We start from the raw sequence: 22,116 nt of genomic DNA on the forward strand, positions 1-22,116 counted from the left end.
TATTATAGTGGAGACATGAAAGAATTTTCTATATATTTAGACAATTCATCAAGATACAACAAACTTAAGTAAAGATTTTATAAAAATAAAAAACACCAGCCTCAAATTTTTGACTGGTGTTGATAAATCGTTCGATAGATCCAATAGATTATAAATAGCAAAGAAGACAAGGATACTGAGACCCCTATAGCATTAAAGTGACCTTCTGCTACGTAGGCAACCATGCCGGTTATACTGCTAATGAAAAAGATAATGGGAAGGATCCACCCCACTGTAACGGAAGTGAACATCATGATAATCACCGGCATTAAGAGAGAAGCATAAAAGATCCCCACTAAGAAAAACAGCTCAAGAAGGGTTGGCTGAAAGATCGAATACCCTATAAATGCAATGAGAATGACAAAGCCATATATAAAACGTTCACCTGATGAAGTTCCGCTCTGCTGCAATTTTAAAGATTTAATAACCTGCTTCCCTGCTCTCATGAGAATAATCCCAATTAGTACAAGCAGAATATACTTTACAGCCGGGGAGGGGATGGATTGGAATGCCCTATAGAAAACTTCCTCCACTTCCCCCATTATCCCTTGAGCAATGACGGGGTATAAAAGAGTGGAAAAGGCTATAGGTAATGTCGCCCATACAGCTCCAGCTAACAGAAAGGTTGACCTAACTTTCATTTTGCTATGACTTTCTGCTAGCTTCCAAGCCGAAGGAGAGATGATAATTCTCCCCATTAATATAGCAAAGGTAGCCGTTGTATAGACCAACAGCTCTCTTTCTTGTATGACAAACAAGTATGGATGATATAACCGCATCCCATCATAGATCGCTTGAAGCGGGCTGACTAAAAAAGGATAAACAAGTGCAAAAACCAGTAAGGCGAAGAAAGAACCTAATATATAAATGCGGTATTTACGAGCCCACTTTTTTTTGCCGATTATCAAGTAGATTAGCCATAATACGAGAAGCGATAAGCCTGTCCCCATCACCATAGGAATCTGAAATCCTGCGTACCAGAGCATGCCTCCGCCGACACCTACGATAAAAATATCTAGTGAATATAATAATTTTAAAATGTATTGAAAGTAGGTTTGAGCAGAGCCCGTCAGCTTTCTACCAAGCCAGTCTGACATTGATGTGACCTCAGGCATCCTTTTTTGAATACCTAGAAGTACTACTGAAAAGCTCATAAATACAAGAAAGCCAATTAAAGCAAACCCAAAGCCTGCCAAGACACCGTATCGTAAAGATGCTTCAGCTCCCACAAATAAAGCGAACGGAGTCAGCCAGCGCTCTAACAAATATACCGTCGTCACGCCAATACCAAGGCTGGATTTAGGTGGTGTTACACTACTCACCCGTTAATCACTCCTTTCTCGATACTCTTTAGGAGATACCCCTAGCTTCTTTTTAAACGTCGTGCTGAAATAATGGAGTCGATTAAACCCTACTTGTTCAGCAATATCTGAGATACTTTTATCTTTGTTCGCCTTGAGTAAAGTCTTAGCCATGTCTACCCGATAGTTCGTTACATACTCAGAAAAAGATTGTCCAACTTCATCACTAAATCGGCGACTTAAGTAGGATGGATTTACGTGAATTTTATTTGCCACATTAGGTAGGTTCAAAGCTTCATCGTATTCTTCATGAACAATGTGTAAAGCGCTAATTACAAGTTGTGAATACTCCATAAAGTCCACATCGTTTGCAAATCGCTTCACAACTTCACGTAATTCACTTTCGATTAGGGGTTTGGTTAGGTACTCAGCCACCCCTACTTTTATGGACTGCTTCGCATATTCAAAATCCTGATGAGCTGTAATCATGACAATCTCAATGTTTGGAAACTTTTTCTTAAGGTCTTCCGCAAGCTCAAGCCCCGACCTCCCTGGCATTTCAATATCTAGGAATGCCAGTTGAAAATTCTTTTCTTCACTAAGATGCATGGCTTGACTGCCATCCGCTGCCGGATACAAATTCCACAAGGGACACTGCGGCTCAATCATCATTTTCAATTGTTCCAACATCATCGGTTCATCATCCACAAGTAAGACATTCATGTTTTACACCCCCATCCACTGCAATTTTTAAACTCCTGAGGAATCAGTCCGCCATGTTGCAATGGCCCTAACTCCTCCACTACCAATCGGTTCAAGACGGACTTCAGCACGCTCATCAAACAAAAGGTGGAGTCTCCGCTTAATGTTATCAAGCCCGTGGCCACTTTTGGAATCCTTATTTTGTTCACTCGACTCTTTCAGTCCAACAGCGTTATCGATGACTTCTAAGGTAACGAATCCATCGTTCTCCCGGAAACGAATGATAAGAACCGCTTCCCCTGTTTTCTTTTCGAGTCCGTGCTTAAACGCATTCTCCACTAACGTTTGAAGTAAATAAGGAGGGACATGCTGATCTGTATTACGGACATCCTCCTCAACACGGAGCCGATCTCTGAACCGTGATTTCTGAATTTCTAAGTAATGTTGTGTGTAGGACAACTCGGTAGAAAATGGTATTAAATGATCCTTAATATGATATTTGAATTGAAGAAACTTCGAGAAATGCTCCATCACTTCAATCAGCTGATCGATTCGCCTTAACCTTGCAAGCCCTAAGAGTAAATTCATGGTATTGAACAAGAAATGGGGTTGAATTTGCTGATTTAACTGCATATATTCACTATATTGCAGTTCTTTTTCAAGCTGGACTTGAACGTTCTGACTCTTCAAGAAATCCAGTTCTCGTTCAAAAGCTAAGATCATAAACAACGTAATTGCCGCAGCGATCGGAGCAATAATCGAAAACACAATCATCGTTGTGAAAAAGCTAAGAGTAATCAAGCCGCTACCACCCACTTTATTGATTTGCTTTCTATACACTTTAACACTTTTACGCAGTGATGTGTTCTTATATATTTGATTTTTCAGATCTTTCATTACAAATCCAATTCTCTAGGATCGTAATACCTATAGAAAAAGCCGAAAGAATACACTTCCTAGAAGGTTTCTTCCGACTTCGCATAACTAGACTACACCACATCACACGCATACATATGCCCGTCTTCTGCTTGGCGCAACTCTGGTTCTTTGGTTTTGCAAGATTCTTGTGCTAATGGGCAACGAGTATGGAATCGGCAGCCAGAAGGTGGTGAAATGGGCGACGGTACATCGCCTTTTAGAACGACGCGCTCCTTTTGCTTCCTGCGAGTTGGTTCTGGAATTGCCGAAAGCAGTGCCTTCGTATAAGGATGCTGCGGATTCTCAAACACCGACTTCTTATCCCCTACCTCAACGATTTTCCCAAGATACATTACAATGATTCGATCCGAAATGTGACGAACCACACCCAGGTCATGCGAGATAAAGAGAAAGGTGAGGTTATACTCTCGTTGTAGCTTTTTCAACAGATTTAACACTTGTGCTTGAACGGACACATCTAAAGCCGAAACAGCTTCATCACAAACGATCAATTTTGGATTAATCGCAAGCGCCCGTGCAATTCCAATACGTTGGCGCTGCCCTCCACTGAATTCATGCGGGTAACGATTCACGACATCTGCATTTAATCCTACTTGTTCTAACAGCTCTACTGTTCGCTTTTTTCGATCCTTCTTAGGGACTGAATTTAAGATGCTCATCCCTTCTTCAACAATCCGGCCAACCGTTTGTCTTGGATTTAATGAAGCGAAAGGGTCTTGGAAAATGACCTGTAAGTCTTTTCGCACATCGCGCATTTGTCTTTTGCTTAAGCTTGCTAGGTCTTGACCATTAAACTCAATTTCTCCTGATGTAGGGTTATCTAGACGAAGGATGGCACGACCTGTTGTTGACTTCCCGCAACCAGACTCGCCTACAATACTTACCGTTTCGCCCTCATAAATTTGAAAGTCAATGCCATCGACAGCTTTGACATGATTAACTGTTCGACCTAAGACGCCCCCTTTAATATCAAAATATTGCTTTAGGTTCCGAACATCTAATAAGGGTTGCTTTGTCTCAGTTCCCGGCATGCGCCATCTCTCCTTTCTCCTCCATCGGGTTTTCGCCCTGCCATTGATCACTGTAGATCCAGCACCTGGCTTTCGATCCATCCACATCCTTTAGTTCAGGAAGCTGTTGATGGCAAATATCCTGAGCAAATGGACAACGCGGTGCAAAGGTACATCCGGTTGGTCGTTTCGTTGGACTTGGCACAGTTCCATCAATCGCTTCGAGCTCGTCCTGATCTTCATCGATACGAGGAATGGATTTTAATAACCCTTTTGTATAAGGATGTTTTGGCGATTCAAAAAGGGAATCAACGTCCGTATGCTCGACAACCTTACCCGCGTACATAACGACCACTTTATCGCACGTATCAGCTACTACTCCTAGATCGTGTGTGATAAACATGATGGCAGAATTAAACTCTCGCTGCAGATCTTTTAATAAATCAAGAATTTGCGCTTGAATCGTCACATCTAGAGCTGTTGTTGGTTCATCCGCAATTAATAGTTCTGGGTTACATGCTAACGCCATGGCAATCACCACACGTTGTCTCATTCCACCACTTAACTGGTGTGGCTCTTGCTTTGCACGCTTTTCAGGGGAAGGGATGCCCACAAGTTCTAACATTTTCACCGCCTGTTCGAATGCTTCTTTCCGTCCCTTTTTCTGGTGAATTCGAATCGCTTCAGCAATTTGTTCCCCAACTGAATAAACGGGATTTAAAGAGGTCATTGGCTCTTGGAAAATCATCGAGATTTCATTTCCGCGAATCTTTCTCATCTGACCTTCCGTTTTCGAAAGGAGATTTTCTCCTTTAAAATTGATTTCTCCTCCGACAATTTTACCTGGAGGGCTCGGAACGAGTTGCATCACGGAGAGAGACGTTATACTTTTCCCGCACCCTGATTCTCCTACAATCCCTAAGGTTTCCCCTTTATTAATAGTAAAGTCAACCCCATCAACAGCGGGCACTTCTTCGTCATCGACATAAAAGTAGGTCTTTAGATCTTTCACATCCAGGATCGTTTCTTGATTGTTACTCATGTCACCACACCTCTCTAGTTTAGATCCACGCGTTTATTTAGTAGTCGGTAGGCAATATCAACGAACATGTTCACAATAACGAAAATAATGGATACAACGAGAATCGAGCCTTGTACTACCGGTAGGTCTCTCATTCGGATCGCATCGATGATCAAGCGACCTAAACCATTAATCGCAAATACGGTTTCGGTTAAGACCGTTCCGCCAAGTAATGCCCCGAACTGAAGCCCAACAACTGTAATGACTGGAATCAACGCATTTTTCAACGCATGCTTGTACACAATGTAGGTCTCTTTAACACCTTTTGCTTTAGCTGTACGGATATAATCCTGACTTATGACCTCGAGCATACTTGAGCGCGTCATTCGAGCAACAATAGCAGCTCCTGCTGTACCTAGTGTGATGGCTGGTAACACGACGTGCATGAAACTCCCCCAACCAGATACAGGGAAGATTTGAAAATTAACGGCAAAAGCAAGAATTAACATTAACCCAAGCCAAAAGTTCGGCAGGGATACACCTAATAGAGCTACGACCATTATGGAAACGTCTGATATGGAGTACTGTTTTGTTGCTGAGATAATTCCAGCTATTAAACCAAGTACTGTTGTCACAAGAATACTCCAGAAAGCTAGTTCAACTGTAACCGGTAACCGTGTGAAGATTTCCTCCGCTACTGGGCGGCCCGAGCGAACGGACGTCCCTAGATCCCCTGTCGCAACATCCTTCACATAATCTACATATTGAATAAGCAATGGTTTGTTTAACCCTAGTTGTTCTCGTAGCTGAGCTACTTGTTCTTTCGATGCACTCTCTCCTGCAAGCAATACTGCTGGGTCACCGGGTACCATTTGCATAATTAAAAAGACGACCAATATTACACCTAAAACGACGGGAATCATCTGCATCAATCTCCGTATGATAAACACAAACATGTAGCTCACTCCTTTAAATTTATTTTTTACTACGAGGGTCTAATGCGTCGCGCAGACCATCGCCAAAGAGGTTTAGTCCTAATACAATGAGAGCAATGGCCAATCCAGGGAACGTAGCAATGTGTGGGGCAGACCATAAGAAGTTACGTCCGTCACTTAGCATTGCTCCCCACTCAGGTGAAGGAGGTTGTGCTCCCATGCCTAAGAAGGATAAACCTGCTGCTGTTAAGATCGCTGTGGCCAAACGAAGAGTTCCTTGTACAATAATCGGTGAGAATATGTTCGGTAGAATATGAACCACAATAATATGGAAGTCTGACGCCCCTAGCGCCCTGATAGCATCGACATACTCTTTCTTCTTCTCACCTAACATCGAACCCCGTACAATCCTTGCAAACGTAGGAACAGAGAATATACCAACTGCAATCATGACGTTAATCAAGCTTGGGCCCAAGGCAGATATAATGGCTAAAGCTAGTAAAATACCAGGGAAAGCTAGCAAAATATCAATAAAGCGCATAATAACGGTGTCTATCCACTTTCCATAGTAACCTGCGATTAAGCCGAGCGTAATCCCGAAGAATGCACCTATTAATACGGAAACACTTCCGACGGCTAGAGATAACTGGGAACCATAAATGAGACGACTCAATACATCTCGTCCCTTATCATCTGTTCCCATCCAATGATCCAATGATGGGCCTTGTAATTTGTTGACGAGATCAATCTTTAAAGGATCATAAGGTGCAATCCACGGCGCCAGTATGGCTACCAGAAAGTAAAAACCAATGATCCAAGCTCCTACTACTGCCATTTTGTTTTTCTTTAATTGTTTGTAAACCTGGAGCCATCGCCCCAATTTGGATGATTTTTTCTTTTGAGAACTCGTATGAGGCCCCTGCTCCTCAACCTGTACCACTGGCTGACTCATCCTGTCCCCTCCTCGTTTTTTTATGTTGTATCTAAAATTATCAGAAAATAGATAAGATTTGTTTTATTTCAAATATTTCGTAAAGAAAACAAAAACTTGAGTCAAAATAACAGAAACATAGTATTCATAATTTTCATATAATTGTTTCAAGTTATTAAGAAAAGCGTCTAGCCCGGTAGAATAGCTAGGCAAATAGATTAAACAAAAGGTGGTGAAACCAAACGTGGACAATATTCGAATTCAAGCACTTCGACAAAAGATGAAGGAAACAGGAGTCTCAGCTGTCTGGTTAACATCTCCTGAGAACCGATTCTACTTCTCTCAATTCAAAGGTTCGAGTGGTTCCCTTTTTATTACAGAGGAAGAAACGATTCTATTAACAGACTTCAGGTATGTTGACCAAGCTCATGATGAGGCTCCTTCGTTTACGATTGTGGATCACAAACGAAAAGAGGTAGAAGAAGTCGCTCGGCTCTTGAATAAGCATTCTTGTTCAAATGTAGGTATTGAGCTCGTAACCCTCCCTACTCAATCATACTTAGAGGTAACGAAACGGTTACCGGAAGTTTCGTTTCAAGGTTTCGATGACGAGTTGAATGACATACGCATGATTAAAGATGAAAGTGAAATCCACTCACTCCATAAGGCTATCGAAATTTGTGACAAAGCATTTGATCACATAACGACCTTCATTCAACCCGGGATCACGGAAAAAGAGATCGGATTAGAACTAGAGACGTTCATGAGGAAGGCAGGGGCAGAAAGCATTAAGACGAATCACGTCATTGCCTCAGGTGAACGGTCCTCCCTCCCTCACGGTCAAGCTACAGACCGCGTCATCCAAAAGGGAGACTTTGTGAAAATGGACATCGGGGCGCGTGTTAACGGGTACTACTCTGATTTCACACGTACCGTCGTGCTAGGTGAACCATCTGATAAACAGAAGGATATTTATTCCATTGTACGAGAGACTCAGGAAGCATCATTAGAAGCAATTGGCCCAGGAAGAACTTGTTCAGAGATTGATCAAATTGGACGAGGCATTATTGAATCATACGGTTATGGAGAACATTTCGGACACAGTTTAGGGCATTCTATTGGACTTGCTTTACATGAGAAACCTGTAATGAGGGCTACAGATGACACCGTGCTGCAACCAGGTATGGTCATCACCGTTGAGCCAGGTATTTACTTAAAAGGGTTCGGAGGCGTCCGAATTGAGGATTTAGTTGTGATTACAGAGAAAGGTCACAACAACCTAACCCAAGCAACGAAAGATCTAATCGTTATTCCGGTTTAACAAGTACTATTCATAAGGGAGAGATGACCCATGACAAGAAAGAAATTTAGCGCATTATTATTCGCCGGACTGCTTACAATCATGTTTGCCCTAGCAGGCTGCGCGAGCGAACCTTCTAGCTCAGCAAGTGGTGAATCATCAGATGAGGGTTCTGATGAAAAAGGCGAAAAAGGCGGAGAACTTGTTTTAGCCGTACTATCTGACGCTACAAAACTTGACCCTCACCAAGGGACAGACATCCCTTCTGCTAACGTATATCACGGTAAAATCTATGAAGGTCTAGTTAAACAAGATAAGAACATGGAAGTACAACCCGCTCTAGCAACAGAATGGGAACAACTAGATGACACAACATGGGAATTCAAGCTTCGCGAAGGAGTGAAATTCCACGACGGTACGGAATTCAAAGCAGATGCTGTAAAGAAGACGTTCGAGCGTATTTTAGATCCTGAAACGGCTTCACCTCGTAAGAAGCTGTTTGAAATGATCACAGAAATTAAAGTGGTTGATGATTACACTGTACAACTGAAAACAGAGTACCCTTTCGCACCGTTACTCTCTAATCTTGCACACTATTCAGGCGGAATCATTAGTCCAAAAGCGATTGAAGAATACGGTCAAGACCTGGGTCAAAACCCAGTCGGTACAGGACCATTCAAATTTGATAGCTGGACACCAGGTTCTGAGATCAAGTTAACGAAGAACGAAAACTACTGGGGCGATCAAGCCAAAGTAGACAGTGTAGTATTCAAGGTCATTCCTGAAGATTCTACACGTATCGCTATGGTGGAAACGGGACAAGCTCACCTTGCTAACCCAGTACCGGTTAACCAAGTAGATCGCGTTGAACAAAATCAGGAAATGGAATTAAACCGTAGTGAAGGGCTAGGTATTGATTACCTTGGCTTCAACCTTCAAAAAGAACCGTTTGATAACAAAAAAGTACGCCAAGCCATTAACCTTGCTGTAGATACAGACGCGATCCTAAGCGGTGTATATAACAACGTGGGTACTGAAGCAACAGCACCTATGGGGCCTGGAGTTTGGGGTCACAACGAAGAGCTTGAAGGATGGGGCTACGATGTAGAAAAAGCGAAGAAACTACTGAAAGAAGCTGGCTACGAAGACGGCTTCAAGACATCCATATGGACCAACGATAACAAAGCTCGTGTTGACGTAGCAGAAGTCGTTCAGTCTCAGCTCAAAGGCGTCGGCATCGACGTAGAAATCAAAGTAATGGAATGGGGCGCTTACCTAGACGCAACAGCAAAAGGCGAGCACGACATGTTCGTTCTAGGCTGGTCAAACATGACAGGGGATGCGGATTACAACCAGTACTTCCTCTTCCACTCTGAAGCAAAAGGTACACCAGGAAACCGCTCCTTCTACTCTAATGAGCGCGTGGATGAATTAATTGATAAAGGCCGTGAAGAAACAGACACAGAGAAACGTCAAGAGATCTACGACGAAGCTCAGGAAATCGAAATGGAAGACGCACCAATGATCTTCCTACGTAACGATGAGGATCTTGTAGCAGTCGGTAAAGATGTGAAAGGATTCTGGATGCATCCTGCAGGTATTTATATGCTGAATGATGTAACGGTGAAATAATTGAATCTGATATGTGTGAACATTTTTAAACCCCAGGGGATTTCCCCTGGGGTTTTAGTTGATGAGGGACGGGACATGGGGGACAGGTTCATTGTCCCGCGGGACGAGGAACCTGTCCCCCTTTCCCTCCGGAAGAAAATTGTATGTAACCTTTCTTAAGAATAAACGGTTACACCTAGCAGAGTACTAAATCTTAACTTTACCGGTTCCCGTCAGTACGTTCACGTGCTCCCCCACATTCATACCTCATTGATTTCAATCACCTGCCCCAATTTTAACAAATTGAAGACCTTCCCCATTTCCACTTCCACTATATATACTCAAATACTCACCATTTATTTTAGCTACAAGTTTACTATTATCAGGTAAAGTCATAATGATTTCATCTCCTGTTTGAGTATAGGAGCCAACAAACTGAGTAAGATCGCTATTGAATTCAACCTTTCCATTACTTTTAAAAACATACACTCCATTCTTCCCTTCACCTCTGCTCCATTCACCTATAATCAAGTCATTCTTAGTTTCCATCACTTTTTTCTGGCGAAATACATTGTTATCCCATACATAAACTTGAGATAACTCATCGTTTTCACGGATGACTAATTCATTTTCCGCAAAGCTAGTAGTCCCCTGATGAAAGGAACTATCGTATAAGTCCAATAACATTTCTATATTCCTTTTATCCTTACTACCAATAACAAAAAAGCTTAAGTATCCACCACTACCAGTATTCTTTCCAATTACAAGCTGTTCACGTTTGTCACCCATAACTTTTCCGCTTGATAATAAAGATGGCTTAGCTTCCATTTCAGTAAATATTTCTTCCAATGATACTCTCCACTCATTTACTTCGGGTTGATATTGATAAATAGAGACCTGCACCTGGGCCTCTTCAAGAAAAGGGACTTTTTCTGTTCTAATTTCTAGAATCTCCGGTATGGCTTTACCGGTAATGTAAAACTGCGCAACTTCAATCTCAAATTCGTTAGCCCGAAAGGTTTTAAGTTTTTTCATTTGTTGATCCACTATATCCTTTGCTTCAATTGAGCCGCTTTGCTGATTACTGAAGTCTAATTTCCCAAATTGGTAATTTAATTCTTTGATTTCATGTTCATAATTTTCACCATTGGGAGGGTGCCCACCAAAGAAACTGTTAGCGATTGAAGCGAACTGCCCACCGATTGTTCCTAATCTGTCTTTACGTTTGCCATCGTCGAAATCTCTGTATTGGGTATAGAGCACTTCCCCAACAAATATGTTAGTAAGCAAATACTCTCTGTCTTTAAGATGGTCGTCGAACCTACCGCTGATATATTCATCTATTATATACTCTTCGTATTGTTGGAGTTCTTCTTCTGCGGGATCATACTCCCATGCTAACACTGTGATATAGTCCTCAGGAGGTTCTATATCATCATCTGAAAATGTTAAAGCCTTTTGAACTTCTTTATACAACTTCACATTGGAGGCAAGTACAGGGTTAGTCGTTGAGGGGGTATCATCACTTAATTCTTTAGCTTTAATACTTTCTGTTTTATTTTGTGTTCCTGCCTTTTCACTTTCAGGATTCATATTATTACAACCTACTAAGACTAGAAAAAGGACCCCTAGCAATAAATTTAAAACTCTCATTTGTTTCCTCCCAATTAAGTTAGTTAATCAATGAAATATGTACCTTCTAAAATAACCCCTCCTTCTTATAGTATAAGTAAACCTTTTCTCAATATAGTTATTTCGCTGTAGCCAGTTCTATTCCCTCTTTTTGGAAGTGGTTCTTTTTTAAGCAACCCACAATTTATTCCGGGACATTCGATTCATTAAGATGACTAAAAATCATGACATTACACCCTGAAAACCGACAGACTTTTGAACTATTTAAATTTTATAATTTACCTATTATTTCAATAAAAGAGGGGAATTACAGAGTATTTTTTTGGTACCAATCAGTGGATTAGACGTGAAGAATATAACTTATAAAATGCGTGGAGAGTAGCACCAGAACCGGTCCCGTGCTTTTAACAGTGAATCTTGATATGGAGTTGAATTGAAGTTTCAAATGGAAAAGATAACTTTATTTTACATAATATTCTTGTTATTTCGAGGGGTTTGTGTGTACTATATAAAGAACAAAAGCATACATTTTAACACCTAGAATATATTTATATAATTTATTATGAATAAAGGAGAGTGAAGTATGGAGTTTTTTGCTTATCGTGGTATTCGGCAAATTGTGTTTAGTACGTTGGCTCTTATTTCTTTGGGGTATCTCTTAGAATCCCCATCCTTATTTAGTTTTTTATCGCTTCTGGTCTGTGGGTATCTAGGTGTTGGTCGAGACATTATCCAACACAAAGATGTTAAAAAGAAAGTGCACGAACTACTAAAGGAAGAAGAATCTTTGCATTTGTTAAACGTGGCTTACCATGCCAAATTCGGGAAAGGTTTTACATCTCTTACTGACAGGCAACTATTGTTTACGGATAAAAAAGGTGAGTTGCTAGATAAAATTTCACTGTCGGCGGTTACCGACTATGGTTACGAGCAACAAGGGACTGGTAATTATGTCACCACACATGAGGAGTACGAGAATTTTGAAGTTTCCAAAACCACAGAAAGAAAACGAATAATATTCTTTATTGAGTATCATTCGGAAGATAATACTGATGATAGGTACAGAACGGAGTTTATTTTTGATGGTCGTCATAAAAAATACTATAAGAAAATCGAACAACTCACCACCACTGGAGTTGTTGCAGAAGAAAAAGAAGATGAACTTCAAGAGATATTGGATACGCATAAACATACGGTTTCGTTAAATGACTACATTGAAAACAATAGAGATTCTGTAGTTTCAACAGAAAACATTGAATTAGATAACATCTGCCCGGAGCTAACGGGAAATAGCATATCTCATATGGAAGGTCTTTATAAAATTGCAGAGAATAACCATCCCAAGATTAACGCATTAATTGATAAAGAGAAAAAGTTTTTTCTTGAGCTCTTAAGTATGTGTTACAAGATTGGAAATCGAATAGGGATTATTTCCTTACAACAAAAAAATGCGGATTTTAATTTGGTTGAGAGGATTGAAATTCCAGAAATTATCTCTAGGTTATACCGTTTAGAGGAAGTTCCAGATCTTCCGGTTACTAAAAAGCTGGTGTATTTGAAATACAAGGATTTACGAGAATTTGGAGACTTTTCTTTACCTGAAAATGTTTCCATTGAGATTATGGAAAACTATATAAAAGGTGGCTATGCTAGTACTGTGGTCAATTATTCTTATTGGCTAGAAGAAGCTAAAAAGCTGAAAAACAATAATGCTCCCCTTCCGAAAAACGAATTAGCATAATTGGAAATTAACATAGCAGTTAAGCAAAGAAAGGCTTAGAAGATCGAATCTTCTAAGCCCTTCTTGCATGCAGAAAAATCACTCACCTTTTACCATTATGAGCGCTCGAAAACCTACACCATTACTTACAAAGATGGGGCTTATACAATTAAAGAAATTAACATCTTCGACACCCTCAAATCAAAATTAAACTAAAAAGAAGCATGAGGCCCACCCCATGCTTCTCACCAAAATCCCCTAATTAGAAATTTCCTTATCAACTTCCACATAACTTGACGAAGAAGGAAGCCACAGTTCATCAGGAGCACGATTTTTCTCAAAGAACTCTATTAAATCACTTACAGTATCCCCCGGAATCTCATGTCCAGTATCATAATACAATCCGAATGCTCCGTTTGCTCCGGACTCGAAGTATAATTCTTTGTTGTTTTCCCATCTTGTTGGATACATTTCTTCACCCATCAGCTCCTTGATTAAACGTTTCTCCTCAGGTCCAAAAGTGTCTCCGTATTGATACGTATCGTTTCTGTCGTCTTCACCCTGATACATAAAGTTTGCTACACGATTGTAAGCCTCAAGGTCAAATGGTTTACCAATGAGTTGCTCCAGGTCTCCAACACCAATTGGGTAAATCAGCTCTTCTCCTTTGTATTCCTCCATAGGAATAATAGCCGTACTATTTACCCCACCAGAAGCCACAGCTTTTACTCTATCAGGGTGTAAAGCAGCCCAGCGGTTTGTGAAATTCCCTTCTGCCGAATAGCCGGAAAGGAACACTTTATCACTAGCAATCTCCTCGCCACGTTCATTTAGATAATTTATAGCATGATCAATCATCGCTTCTAATTGCAAATCCACGCGAGCTAAATTGTTGAAATCCTTAATCTCTAAACCTTCCGACTCAATTCGATCTATGAATCGTTCATCCGTTCTCATATTAGGTAGCATATTTTTCACATTCATTGTGTACCTGTCCAAAGCATGGGTATAGAAATAACCATGATCATACCCTACACGATATCGAGGGAAGGCTGGTGTAAGAGTTGGAACCCATAATCTTTCAGGGATGACCCTAGACAAGGAATAGCCACGTATTTGTTCCTTTGTTCTTTTCAATGTGTCTACATATTCGTTCGATGAACCAGTATTGTTCGGAACCACCATTAATCGTCTCGTTTTTCCCTCATTCTCTTCTTTATACCTTTCAGAAGGTAAACGAAGGAAATAAGGATAATTGAACCCTTCTTCCGGATCAGCCGGAATCATTATGACCCCTCCATCTGTGTCCTGAGGAAGAGAAGGGAGACCATCTGTAGTGAAGTTTATATAATGTCTAGCACCGGATTTCATATAAACCTTAAGCACGTAAGAAGCATTAAGTTCTAACGGAAGTAATCCATCCGATGTATCAATACTTAATCGTTCTCCATCAACCTTTAATGTACGAGTAAGATTATCACCGTCTTTCGCAATACCCATCAAATCAATATCTTCTTCCATGATAGAGTAATCATCCAATAATACTGATGGCTCAAAAGCATCGAGAGGACCTGTTACTTCATGAGTGTAGGTTTCCGCGTTACCAGTATTGGAAGTATTGTTTTCTTGTTCGATGGTGAAATCAAGGAAAACCTCATCCTTTAAACGTACTCCATCCGTAGACTCGATTTTACTAGATACATATAAAACGTAAGTCTCACCAGGAGTGTAGCCATTAGAAGGAGGGCGAATTTCTAATTCATCCGGTGCTTTCATATGTAATTCAACTTCTACTCTATCCCCGTTGAGTTTTTCTACCTTTACCGTTTCATCATTTATCGTACGTTCATCCACGTCAGTACTAAAGGTAACATTCCACTTTTTACTTCCCATTACTTCAGCGCTCACATTAGAAGGTATAGTAAAAATTAATACCAACATGATTCCTAAAAACCAGATCAGTTTCTTCATTAAAAAAATCTCCCTTCTTATTGGAATATACCGCTAAAATTAAGTAAGGTATGTGATATTCCACCTCTATCAAGGTGCTTTACGATATCCCAAACCCTCTTTGACCTTCAAACCTCGCTTATCCTTTTTCCAAATTTTGAACCTATCAATCTACCTACATGAAGAAAAACCCTAGTGTGTCGGCCTAGGGTTTCTATCTTCCTCTCTTTTCCCATATCACTGTTAGGTGAATATTCGGGGCAATTCTACTAAGAACTGCTATTGATATCCAAAGTAAACATATTTAATTTTAAGGTGTACATATATCATATTTCTATTACAAATAATTACTTATTACCCTTTAATAGATAACCCTTAGTTATTTTGTTGTATGAGAGGAGACCGGCGCAATTTGTCTTGAGTCCCGACACAACCCACCTCACTACAACGATATTACAAAAACCAGCTTATGAAATCTTTTATTACCGTGACGGTAGCCAAGACGTCAATTAGTGGCATCACTTTTTTGTAACTAATGCCTAAAGAAACAATAATAGCTGAAGTATTTTTCATTTTGGAAATCCAATTAGGGTTATCTTTTTTCATAAGTAATTCCTCCAGTGTAATAAGTATTTACACCGGCCACAGACAACCTTATTTTACCATTATTTTAAATAAATAACTACTGTGTTTATACTTTCTGTAATAATAGGTTGCACTGAAGAGAAAAGACGGGTATCTATTTTGGCTCAAAAGGAAAATTAGTTTTCAAAATAATGGGGAAATGATCGTCCAGAGTTTTACATTCCGATAAAAAAACGTGACCCGATAAGGTTTGCACTTTCATTCCTACTAGTTATTTAACAAACTTCCACTGGTAATATTATTTTCCACTTCATTAACTACGGTAGGAAATAGAGCTGTAATAGGTTGAGTTCTACCTTCACCTTTATTAGCATTATCAATACTTGCAACCTCGTTTAGCTCCTCTATATTGAAAGCATATTGCACTTGAACACTACCTTGCTCACCTATAAATGTAACTAAAATAACAGGATTAGGGTGAAACACTTCCGCATTTATCCAATGCCAGTGAAATTTTTGAACTTCTACAAATTCAAGTTCACTAGGTGAATTAATATCGTCGTAAACAGGTTTATTACTCCTGCTGATTTGTGTATACCCCTCAAAGTAATTGGATTGGTGATACGTAAGATTCTCATTCTTCTCTCCCTTATAAAATTCAACTTTAATTTCCATCTCCGTAAATTTAAAAGGTAAACCAACTGCTAATTTATAGCTTTTGGAGGTGGTACAAGTTTTCAGGTATACTTTAGATAAAATTGCAGCAATATACACACTAAAAACTTCCGCAGAATCTTTCTCTTTATTAAAAGTTAATTTTCCGCTTAAAAATTCAGATGGTTTTGGCAGTTTACTTACTACCCTATAATCACTCAGATTGCTAAGCAAGCGTGCAAACCCAAGTATAATAAGAGTTGCTACTAATATAGGTAATCCAATTAAAAATAATTTATAAAGTTGAAACTTGCTCTCATAAAGGTAACTAACCCCGAGAACTAACCAAACAAACACTGTAAAATATAGCGTGAACCCAGTAACTCTTAATATTGTATTAGTAAAGTCCGTACCCTGTTTATCAAAAATTTGTTCGTAGATTCTAAATTTATCTCTAAATTCTTTGTATATTTCTCCACTATCGTATGTGTTATATTTTGTGGGTATATCCATGATCCCCCACATTACCTCTCTTAGCTTTTGAATCATATGTTGGCTGTTTAAAGACACAAAAATGGATATTAATCCAACCAAGGCTAACAATCCACCTGTTAAACCAAATACTACTGTTAACATATCCTGCGAATAATTTACTTTTTCGTCAGCTAACATTTTATAAATTGCAGTTATTTTTTGATCAATTTCCTTCATTATCCCACTCACCAATTTTCAATAGAAACTTTTGTTAATCAAAAACATCTAAAAACTACCCCATCAATGTAACCGCAGTACGATCAATTTGAACTAAATCCCAAGTAGTAATAATCCCAAGAGGCTTCTCATTCCTGGATCCTGTTTCTGTAATTAGAATAGCCTCTAGCTTTTCATTCCGATCAAAATATTCTCCGAAAAGATCTTCTACATCATAAATAGTCTTATCCTTTGCTATGAATGCAACATTGTGATGGTCTTCTACATACAAGACTTCATTTACAGTCACTTCTCCTACTGGAACATATTCATCTGTCATATGTTCTGTAAACCATCGAAGTAGACCACCTTCGGTTAATAAACCTTTAAATTCTCGGCCAACATAAACAGGGACTTGTGAGAACCCATATCTTTTAATAGCTCTTAGCACATCTTTGACCTGAGATTCTTCTTCAAAATACAATACATTCTTAGAAGCAATCGCTGTTGCATATGGAGGTTGATGTAAAGCTCTATTAATATTCTCTAGCTTGGTAATTACATCTAAATGAGGCTCAGCTATATAAAATCCTTCTCTCACCTTCTCATGGACTAATGCATTGCGTAACTTGGCATATTGCTTTAGTTCTTGGAAGTGATAGCGAATAGTGGTGTGTCGTTCTCTTATTTTATGCAACAAATTCATAAAGTTATGATTTGGCTCATTATGGCTAAGTTCTTTTAACTTAGTATGTATCTGGTTGAATGCCACTTCAAAGCGCTCAACATTTTTCCTTTTTTCAATATTTACTTCGTTCATACTGTTCTCCTCTCATGTATTTGGACTCACATGCTTAAGAGGCTACTTTAAGAGTGCTTCATCCTTTGTAAGGCCTCTTTTAAATTATGATAGGCCGAAGCAAGACCTGCCCGGTCATCGAGTAATAGATTATAATATAGTTTCTTACCTCTAAATGGTAGAAACTCAGCCGCTTCATTAACGCTATCATAGGGGATATTCTGTTCTGTAAGATAATCTTTTACAAAAGACAACTGCTCATCTTCCCTAGCTGAATAAACAATTAAGTGAGCTCCAAACTCTTTACAATCCCTGAGCAGTTCAATAAGCATTTCATACGTATGACCTTCGTTATGATAATCAAAAACTGTGTTATCGAAATCATATGCGATCACTAGTTTTCCGTGCTTTTTCCATTCATAGACTAGCCTCTTAACTACATTTTCTTCGTTTAAGAAGTAATCCATAGATGCCCCCCTCCGCTCTTCCGTTAGCACACGTGGTCTTGCAAGTGAAATATACACTCTTTAAAATAACACCCTCCATCTTATATAGTAAGTAAGCCCTTTCTCAATATAGTTATTTCGTCGCAATTAACTATATCCCCTCTTTTTGGAAGGTGTTCTTTTTAAGTGATCATTATCACCTATAGAACATTAGACTCAACAATCCAACAAGGACCAAAATTAAAAAAGGAAGCACAGGAACTGTTCCTGCGCTTCCTCCCAAAAGACGCCAAAAGACGTTTTTTGTTATCTATATTTCTTCTCTCTGCTTCTTCATTGTATTTCTTATGACGATGTCTTGAGATTCTTTTGATGTTACAATATCTGAGACACCACTTCTCTGTTTTTTCTCATAACTAGTTCATGCAGATGGAAAAATTTTGAAGATTTCACATATGATTTCAAGCAACCTCTAATGTTGAAAAGATACTCGCCTTTTCATCACTGGTTCTTCAGCAATATTTTTTTAGCTTTAATAAGGCTTATATACCAATTGAGCTTTTTAGAGTTTTGTAATACTTCCCCAACATTGTATATTACGGGAACTATAACTCCACTAGATATAGATATACTACTCCCTACTTGAATCAGCTCTAAATTAAACCTTTCTGTGAATCTTTTATACAACTTCTCATTTAAAGCCGCAAAATACCATTTAACATTATATTCTCTAGCGTGATCAGCTACTATCAGCAATAGATCTTCGGAAATACCTCTCCCTCGATATCCTTTTTTTACTGTAAACTTCCCAATTTCAAATACTCCTTCTTTTTCACAAGGTACTAATTCGTTGTTTACAAAGTCAAAGTACCCTTCCACAAGAGAGTGTTTCTCAGGATTTCTAGGCAGAAATTCTATCGTGCCCACTATTTCTTTTCTGTGAGTTATTATGTATCGTGTTGCATCATCTTGTTTGTCTAAATATTTAGCCCCGCCTTCTTCACACGTCTGTCGCCATAACTCATTAAACTGGCTATTATATTCAACATTAGTTACCTTTCTATACACCTTATTCCCTCCCATTCCACATAATTAAAATTATATAATTCCTCTTACCTTTTTATGTTAGATTTATCCATCTTTCACAGGAAATATTGTACCAACTTCTACGATAAAATTAATGCTTTTTGTTCTAATTTATCAAAAATGACATACAGATAAATTGGTATAGGCACACCCTAATAGTCGTGGTAAAATTATACTGCAAAGGAGAGATTTTATGGATACAGAAAGAAACAATACCCAATTGGATAAAGAAGCAGGAGGTGAGAAGAAGAGTAATTTCTTTAAAACTAAGAGTGGAACCATCACTATAATTACTACAGTTATTATACTGATCATAGCAGCCTTTATGTACAACAATTATAGAGTAGCTAAAGAGGAAGAAGAAGAGTTTAATACTTATAAAGAAGACTTTACAGTAGCTCTTTCTCTCTTAGAAAACGAAGCATCGAAGAACTTAGATGTAGTAAGTGGAACAGAACAGACTTGGCGTGATGCTATTTTCAGTGACGAAGATATCGACTTCAACACGGCACTCATACTTCATTTAGCTGACCTAGAGGAAAATGGGACTTTAAAGGATTTAAAATCTGGTCGAGATAAATTAGATTCTAAAATTCAAGAACTACAGGACGTTCACCCTCAATTTGAGAACGTTTATGACGACTTCCTAGACTTATATGCTACATATACTCAAATTAATGATTTGGCTATTGAGCCTACTGGGTCATTGCAGAGCTATGGAGATAATTACGAACGTTTAAACGGAGATTTCAACCAATCCTATAGCACAATTAAAGTTCGTGTGCCTACGGAATTAAAAGGTAGCTAAATTACGTTATGAAGAAATTAATAGTTCTTACATTGTTGATATTCCTTACTGTGGGTTGTACTTCAAAATTGACAAATCAAGAGTTTAAGAATTTCAATTCGGATTATAATGATTTATATGAAGCTACTTCAGAGAAAATTCTTGATAGATCTTACGACGTGGTAAGTTACTCTGAGAATAAGAGAGAAAATGAAGAAATAAATATCTTACTAAATAAACTGGGGGAAATGATTTCAGATACAGAAGGATCAGTTCCAAGTGAGCATTCTGAACAATTTAATGAGATACAAACTTCCTATGAAAATCTAGTTGAGTTAGAGGAGCAAAACACGTCCTCATCAATAAATGAAGTGAAAATTACTAAAGCTGAAGAAGAAATATTTAAGTATAGAAATTCTTTTATCACATCTACTTCATCTACTAATGTTGTAGAGGACATCGAAAGTATGAGAAAGTTCAGCGACAACGAAATTCAAAACTTTAAAGATGAACATAATGTTATTCTAGAATCAACAGACATTGAATTTGATATTGCAAATAATTTGGATAAAGATTTCTTTATTGTGGGGAAAGCCGAACTTTCTGATTACTTCAATTATGGATTTACTAATGATAAGGATTACTTTAGTGTACGTCTCACTCCCTACAACGGAACATATACTGATAAGTGGGATCTTTATTTCCATAGAGAAAGTTTTAGTTCCCTTTATAGTGAATTAAAATCTGGTAAATCAGATATAATGGTAGTTGCAAATATTCCTAGGTGGAATTACGAAGAAAACCAAGGGAATATGGCTAAAGTTAACAGTGTTAATTGGAAATAACCCACCCTAAAGAGACTTTAATTCTGAATAGATTAACCACACTTCAATTATCCTACAAGATTACTTATTCCCTAGTAATGAGTGTATAAATAGCAGTAACGTAAAACACCTTCGAAACAAGACACTTTTTTAAAAGTTCTCATTCGAAGGTGTTTTTGCATATTCCTTTCAAAAATCCAATAAATAATACTACTAATCACCTCAATAAACCCTAACGATACTCACTTCCCCCTCCCCATATCGATCTGCCGCCCGTATGGCCCGTCTGTTCATGAACTTCTTCATCCACTAACTGAAGCACGCCAGGCTGCTCATGGTGATGCCATGTATAGCCTTCGGGAGTTTCACCTTGTGCCAGAGCTTGAAGATCCAACTGGTCCAAATTTAATTGGTTCGCTAAACCAGGGCTTTCTTGTAAACCTTGTAGTAAGGTATCATTGGCTACAGTAAAGTGCACGTCATCACTCGCAAGGTAAAGATCTTCGTTAATCATTGCGCTAAATTCTGATTCAAAGACAGGAAAAGTTCCTTCTACTATCTCTCCATTCGACAGTTCAATCTCATGTTGTGCAAAAGGAACTCCTGTCTCCGGATGCTCTGTTCCCATAAGTCCATCATTTCTAGTATCTAATTCATCAGCTATAACCGCATCAGGACCATCTACTATATCCACAACTCCTATTGCCAGGCTTGAGACGGCCACAACTTTCCCTACATTTTTCAGACCTTCAGCCGATTGAACCCAATCTCCACTACGTATTCCTTTATAGGTTTCTCCAACGTTAACGACTGTGTATTTTAAAGCTGAACCTACTCCTTTAATCGTACGACCAGAGGAGTCTTTAAGATCGTAGAATCCTTGTTGTTTGTAATATTCATCTTTTTTAACTAAACCATATGTACTTTGGACAGCCCCGTCTACAAACTGTCCAGCGTTATCTAAAGCCGTCTTAGTAGAAACTTGGACTTGATCTCCTACATCTTCAATCCATTCCCCCGTTCTGCTCCATTTCTTTCCTACTGCTTTTCCCGCTATTTTAGTGGCTCCGCCTACTACACCGCCACCGATTGTTCCTATTCCTTTGCCTGCTTTACGAAATAACCCCATAGTTTTTCCTCCATTTTTATAGCAG

Annotated in this window: 20 protein-coding genes; 5 read left to right on the top strand and 15 right to left on the bottom strand. The window is 38.9% G+C overall.

The window, feature by feature from the left end; translation table 11 throughout:
- Positions 1–101: 101 nt before the first annotated feature.
- The 7 genes from QNI29_RS18880 to nikC form a co-directional block, all read right to left on the bottom strand.
- A complete protein-coding gene (locus tag QNI29_RS18880) occupies positions 102–1,361 on the bottom strand; it encodes a hypothetical protein (RefSeq protein WP_231417851.1) in 1,260 nt (419 codons plus the stop codon).
- 3 nt (positions 1,362–1,364) lie between these two features.
- The gene (locus QNI29_RS18885; protein ID WP_231417850.1) at positions 1,365–2,063 is read right to left on the bottom strand and encodes a response regulator transcription factor; all 699 of its coding nucleotides are present in this window, start codon (positions 2,061–2,063) and stop codon (positions 1,365–1,367) included.
- Between the two features lie 27 nt (positions 2,064–2,090).
- Positions 2,091–2,939 carry a sensor histidine kinase gene (locus QNI29_RS18890; RefSeq protein WP_231417849.1) on the bottom strand — a complete coding sequence of 283 codons (849 nt, stop codon included), beginning with the start codon at positions 2,937–2,939 and terminating at the stop codon, positions 2,091–2,093.
- A gap of 92 nt (positions 2,940–3,031) precedes the next feature.
- Complete coding sequence (locus tag QNI29_RS18895) at positions 3,032–4,012, bottom strand: ABC transporter ATP-binding protein (protein WP_231417848.1); 981 nt, start codon at positions 4,010–4,012, stop codon at positions 3,032–3,034.
- Positions 3,999–5,033, bottom strand: coding sequence for an ABC transporter ATP-binding protein (locus QNI29_RS18900; RefSeq protein ID WP_231417847.1), 1,035 nt, complete (start codon positions 5,031–5,033; stop codon positions 3,999–4,001). Before QNI29_RS18900 ends, QNI29_RS18895 begins: the two co-directional genes overlap by 14 nt.
- 14 nt (positions 5,034–5,047) lie before the next feature.
- The gene (nikB, locus tag QNI29_RS18905; protein ID WP_231417846.1) at positions 5,048–5,968 is read right to left on the bottom strand and encodes a nickel ABC transporter permease; all 921 of its coding nucleotides are present in this window, start codon (positions 5,966–5,968) and stop codon (positions 5,048–5,050) included.
- 19 nt (positions 5,969–5,987) lie between these two features.
- Positions 5,988–6,899: a nickel transporter permease gene (gene nikC, locus QNI29_RS18910; RefSeq protein ID WP_231417845.1), complete on the bottom strand. Its 912-nt coding sequence runs from the start codon at positions 6,897–6,899 to the stop codon at positions 5,988–5,990.
- Between the two features lie 223 nt (positions 6,900–7,122).
- Between nikC and QNI29_RS18915 the strand changes: the two genes are divergently transcribed.
- Complete coding sequence (locus QNI29_RS18915; protein ID WP_231417844.1) at positions 7,123–8,199, top strand: M24 family metallopeptidase; 1,077 nt, start codon at positions 7,123–7,125, stop codon at positions 8,197–8,199.
- A 30-nt stretch (positions 8,200–8,229) separates the two neighbouring features.
- A complete protein-coding gene (locus tag QNI29_RS18920) occupies positions 8,230–9,810 on the top strand; it encodes a glutathione ABC transporter substrate-binding protein (protein WP_231417843.1) in 1,581 nt (526 codons plus the stop codon).
- Between the two features lie 255 nt (positions 9,811–10,065).
- Here the strand turns inward: QNI29_RS18920 and QNI29_RS18925 are convergent, their stop codons facing one another.
- Positions 10,066–11,442, bottom strand: coding sequence for a hypothetical protein (locus QNI29_RS18925; RefSeq protein WP_231417842.1), 1,377 nt, complete (start codon positions 11,440–11,442; stop codon positions 10,066–10,068).
- Between the two features lie 562 nt (positions 11,443–12,004).
- Between QNI29_RS18925 and QNI29_RS18930 the strand changes: the two genes are divergently transcribed.
- Entirely contained in the window at positions 12,005–13,162 is a 1,158-nt protein-coding gene (locus QNI29_RS18930; protein ID WP_231417841.1) for a hypothetical protein, read from the top strand.
- A 237-nt stretch (positions 13,163–13,399) separates the two neighbouring features.
- Here QNI29_RS18930 and QNI29_RS18935 read toward each other — a convergent pair whose 3' ends face one another.
- From QNI29_RS18935 to QNI29_RS18960, 6 genes are all read right to left on the bottom strand, one after another.
- Entirely contained in the window at positions 13,400–15,112 is a 1,713-nt protein-coding gene (locus QNI29_RS18935; protein ID WP_231417840.1) for an alpha/beta hydrolase family protein, read from the bottom strand.
- Positions 15,113–15,544: 432 nt separating this feature from the next.
- Positions 15,545–15,697, bottom strand: coding sequence for a hypothetical protein (locus QNI29_RS18940; RefSeq protein WP_231417839.1), 153 nt, complete (start codon positions 15,695–15,697; stop codon positions 15,545–15,547).
- A gap of 246 nt (positions 15,698–15,943) precedes the next feature.
- Positions 15,944–17,041 (bottom strand): hypothetical protein, encoded by a 1,098-nt coding sequence (locus tag QNI29_RS18945; RefSeq protein ID WP_231417838.1) that lies wholly within the window; start codon positions 17,039–17,041, stop codon positions 15,944–15,946.
- A gap of 55 nt (positions 17,042–17,096) precedes the next feature.
- Positions 17,097–17,840, bottom strand: a complete 744-nt coding sequence (locus QNI29_RS18950; protein ID WP_231417837.1) for a CBS domain-containing protein — start codon at positions 17,838–17,840, stop codon at positions 17,097–17,099.
- Between the two features lie 47 nt (positions 17,841–17,887).
- Positions 17,888–18,286 (bottom strand): hypothetical protein, encoded by a 399-nt coding sequence (locus tag QNI29_RS18955; protein WP_231417836.1) that lies wholly within the window; start codon positions 18,284–18,286, stop codon positions 17,888–17,890.
- A gap of 480 nt (positions 18,287–18,766) precedes the next feature.
- The gene (locus QNI29_RS18960; protein WP_255688484.1) at positions 18,767–19,348 is read right to left on the bottom strand and encodes a GNAT family N-acetyltransferase; all 582 of its coding nucleotides are present in this window, start codon (positions 19,346–19,348) and stop codon (positions 18,767–18,769) included.
- 196 nt (positions 19,349–19,544) lie between these two features.
- Between QNI29_RS18960 and QNI29_RS18965 the strand changes: the two genes are divergently transcribed.
- Together QNI29_RS18965 and QNI29_RS18970 are read left to right on the top strand one after the other, a co-directional pair.
- Positions 19,545–20,159, top strand: a complete 615-nt coding sequence (locus QNI29_RS18965; protein WP_231417834.1) for a hypothetical protein — start codon at positions 19,545–19,547, stop codon at positions 20,157–20,159.
- A gap of 8 nt (positions 20,160–20,167) precedes the next feature.
- The gene (locus QNI29_RS18970; protein ID WP_231417833.1) at positions 20,168–20,983 is read left to right on the top strand and encodes a hypothetical protein; all 816 of its coding nucleotides are present in this window, start codon (positions 20,168–20,170) and stop codon (positions 20,981–20,983) included.
- 211 nt (positions 20,984–21,194) lie between these two features.
- Here QNI29_RS18970 and QNI29_RS18975 read toward each other — a convergent pair whose 3' ends face one another.
- Positions 21,195–22,091, bottom strand: coding sequence for an HNH endonuclease (locus QNI29_RS18975; RefSeq protein ID WP_231417832.1), 897 nt, complete (start codon positions 22,089–22,091; stop codon positions 21,195–21,197).
- Between the last annotated feature and the right edge of the window lie 25 nt (positions 22,092–22,116).

It is taken from the genome of Pontibacillus chungwhensis (genome assembly GCF_030166655.1).
In the GTDB taxonomy this organism is placed as follows: domain Bacteria; phylum Bacillota; class Bacilli; order Bacillales; family BH030062; genus Pontibacillus.

Excerpts from the sequence above, each read along its gene's own strand:
- QNI29_RS18950 (WP_231417837.1), bottom strand. The coding sequence starts at position 17,840 with ATGAACGAAGTAAATATTGAAAAAAGGAAAAATGTTGAGCGCTTTGAA.
- QNI29_RS18900 (WP_231417847.1), bottom strand. The coding sequence starts at position 5,033 with ATGAGTAACAATCAAGAAACGATCCTGGATGTGAAAGATCTAAAGACC.
- QNI29_RS18940 (WP_231417839.1), bottom strand. The coding sequence starts at position 15,697 with ATGAAAAAAGATAACCCTAATTGGATTTCCAAAATGAAAAATACTTCA.
- QNI29_RS18965 (WP_231417834.1), top strand. The coding sequence starts at position 19,545 with ATGGATACAGAAAGAAACAATACCCAATTGGATAAAGAAGCAGGAGGT.
- nikC (WP_231417845.1), bottom strand. The coding sequence starts at position 6,899 with ATGAGTCAGCCAGTGGTACAGGTTGAGGAGCAGGGGCCTCATACGAGT.
- QNI29_RS18920 (WP_231417843.1), top strand. The coding sequence starts at position 8,230 with ATGACAAGAAAGAAATTTAGCGCATTATTATTCGCCGGACTGCTTACA.
- QNI29_RS18975 (WP_231417832.1), bottom strand. The coding sequence starts at position 22,091 with ATGGGGTTATTTCGTAAAGCAGGCAAAGGAATAGGAACAATCGGTGGC.
- QNI29_RS18935 (WP_231417840.1), bottom strand. The coding sequence starts at position 15,112 with ATGAAGAAACTGATCTGGTTTTTAGGAATCATGTTGGTATTAATTTTT.
- QNI29_RS18930 (WP_231417841.1), top strand. The coding sequence starts at position 12,005 with ATGGAGTTTTTTGCTTATCGTGGTATTCGGCAAATTGTGTTTAGTACG.
- QNI29_RS18970 (WP_231417833.1), top strand. The coding sequence starts at position 20,168 with ATGAAGAAATTAATAGTTCTTACATTGTTGATATTCCTTACTGTGGGT.
- nikB (WP_231417846.1), bottom strand. The coding sequence starts at position 5,968 with ATGTTTGTGTTTATCATACGGAGATTGATGCAGATGATTCCCGTCGTT.
- QNI29_RS18960 (WP_255688484.1), bottom strand. The coding sequence starts at position 19,348 with ATGGGAGGGAATAAGGTGTATAGAAAGGTAACTAATGTTGAATATAAT.
- QNI29_RS18925 (WP_231417842.1), bottom strand. The coding sequence starts at position 11,442 with ATGAGAGTTTTAAATTTATTGCTAGGGGTCCTTTTTCTAGTCTTAGTA.
- QNI29_RS18945 (WP_231417838.1), bottom strand. The coding sequence starts at position 17,041 with ATGAAGGAAATTGATCAAAAAATAACTGCAATTTATAAAATGTTAGCT.
- QNI29_RS18955 (WP_231417836.1), bottom strand. The coding sequence starts at position 18,286 with ATGGATTACTTCTTAAACGAAGAAAATGTAGTTAAGAGGCTAGTCTAT.
- QNI29_RS18895 (WP_231417848.1), bottom strand. The coding sequence starts at position 4,012 with ATGCCGGGAACTGAGACAAAGCAACCCTTATTAGATGTTCGGAACCTA.
- QNI29_RS18890 (WP_231417849.1), bottom strand. The coding sequence starts at position 2,939 with ATGAAAGATCTGAAAAATCAAATATATAAGAACACATCACTGCGTAAA.
- QNI29_RS18885 (WP_231417850.1), bottom strand. The coding sequence starts at position 2,063 with ATGAATGTCTTACTTGTGGATGATGAACCGATGATGTTGGAACAATTG.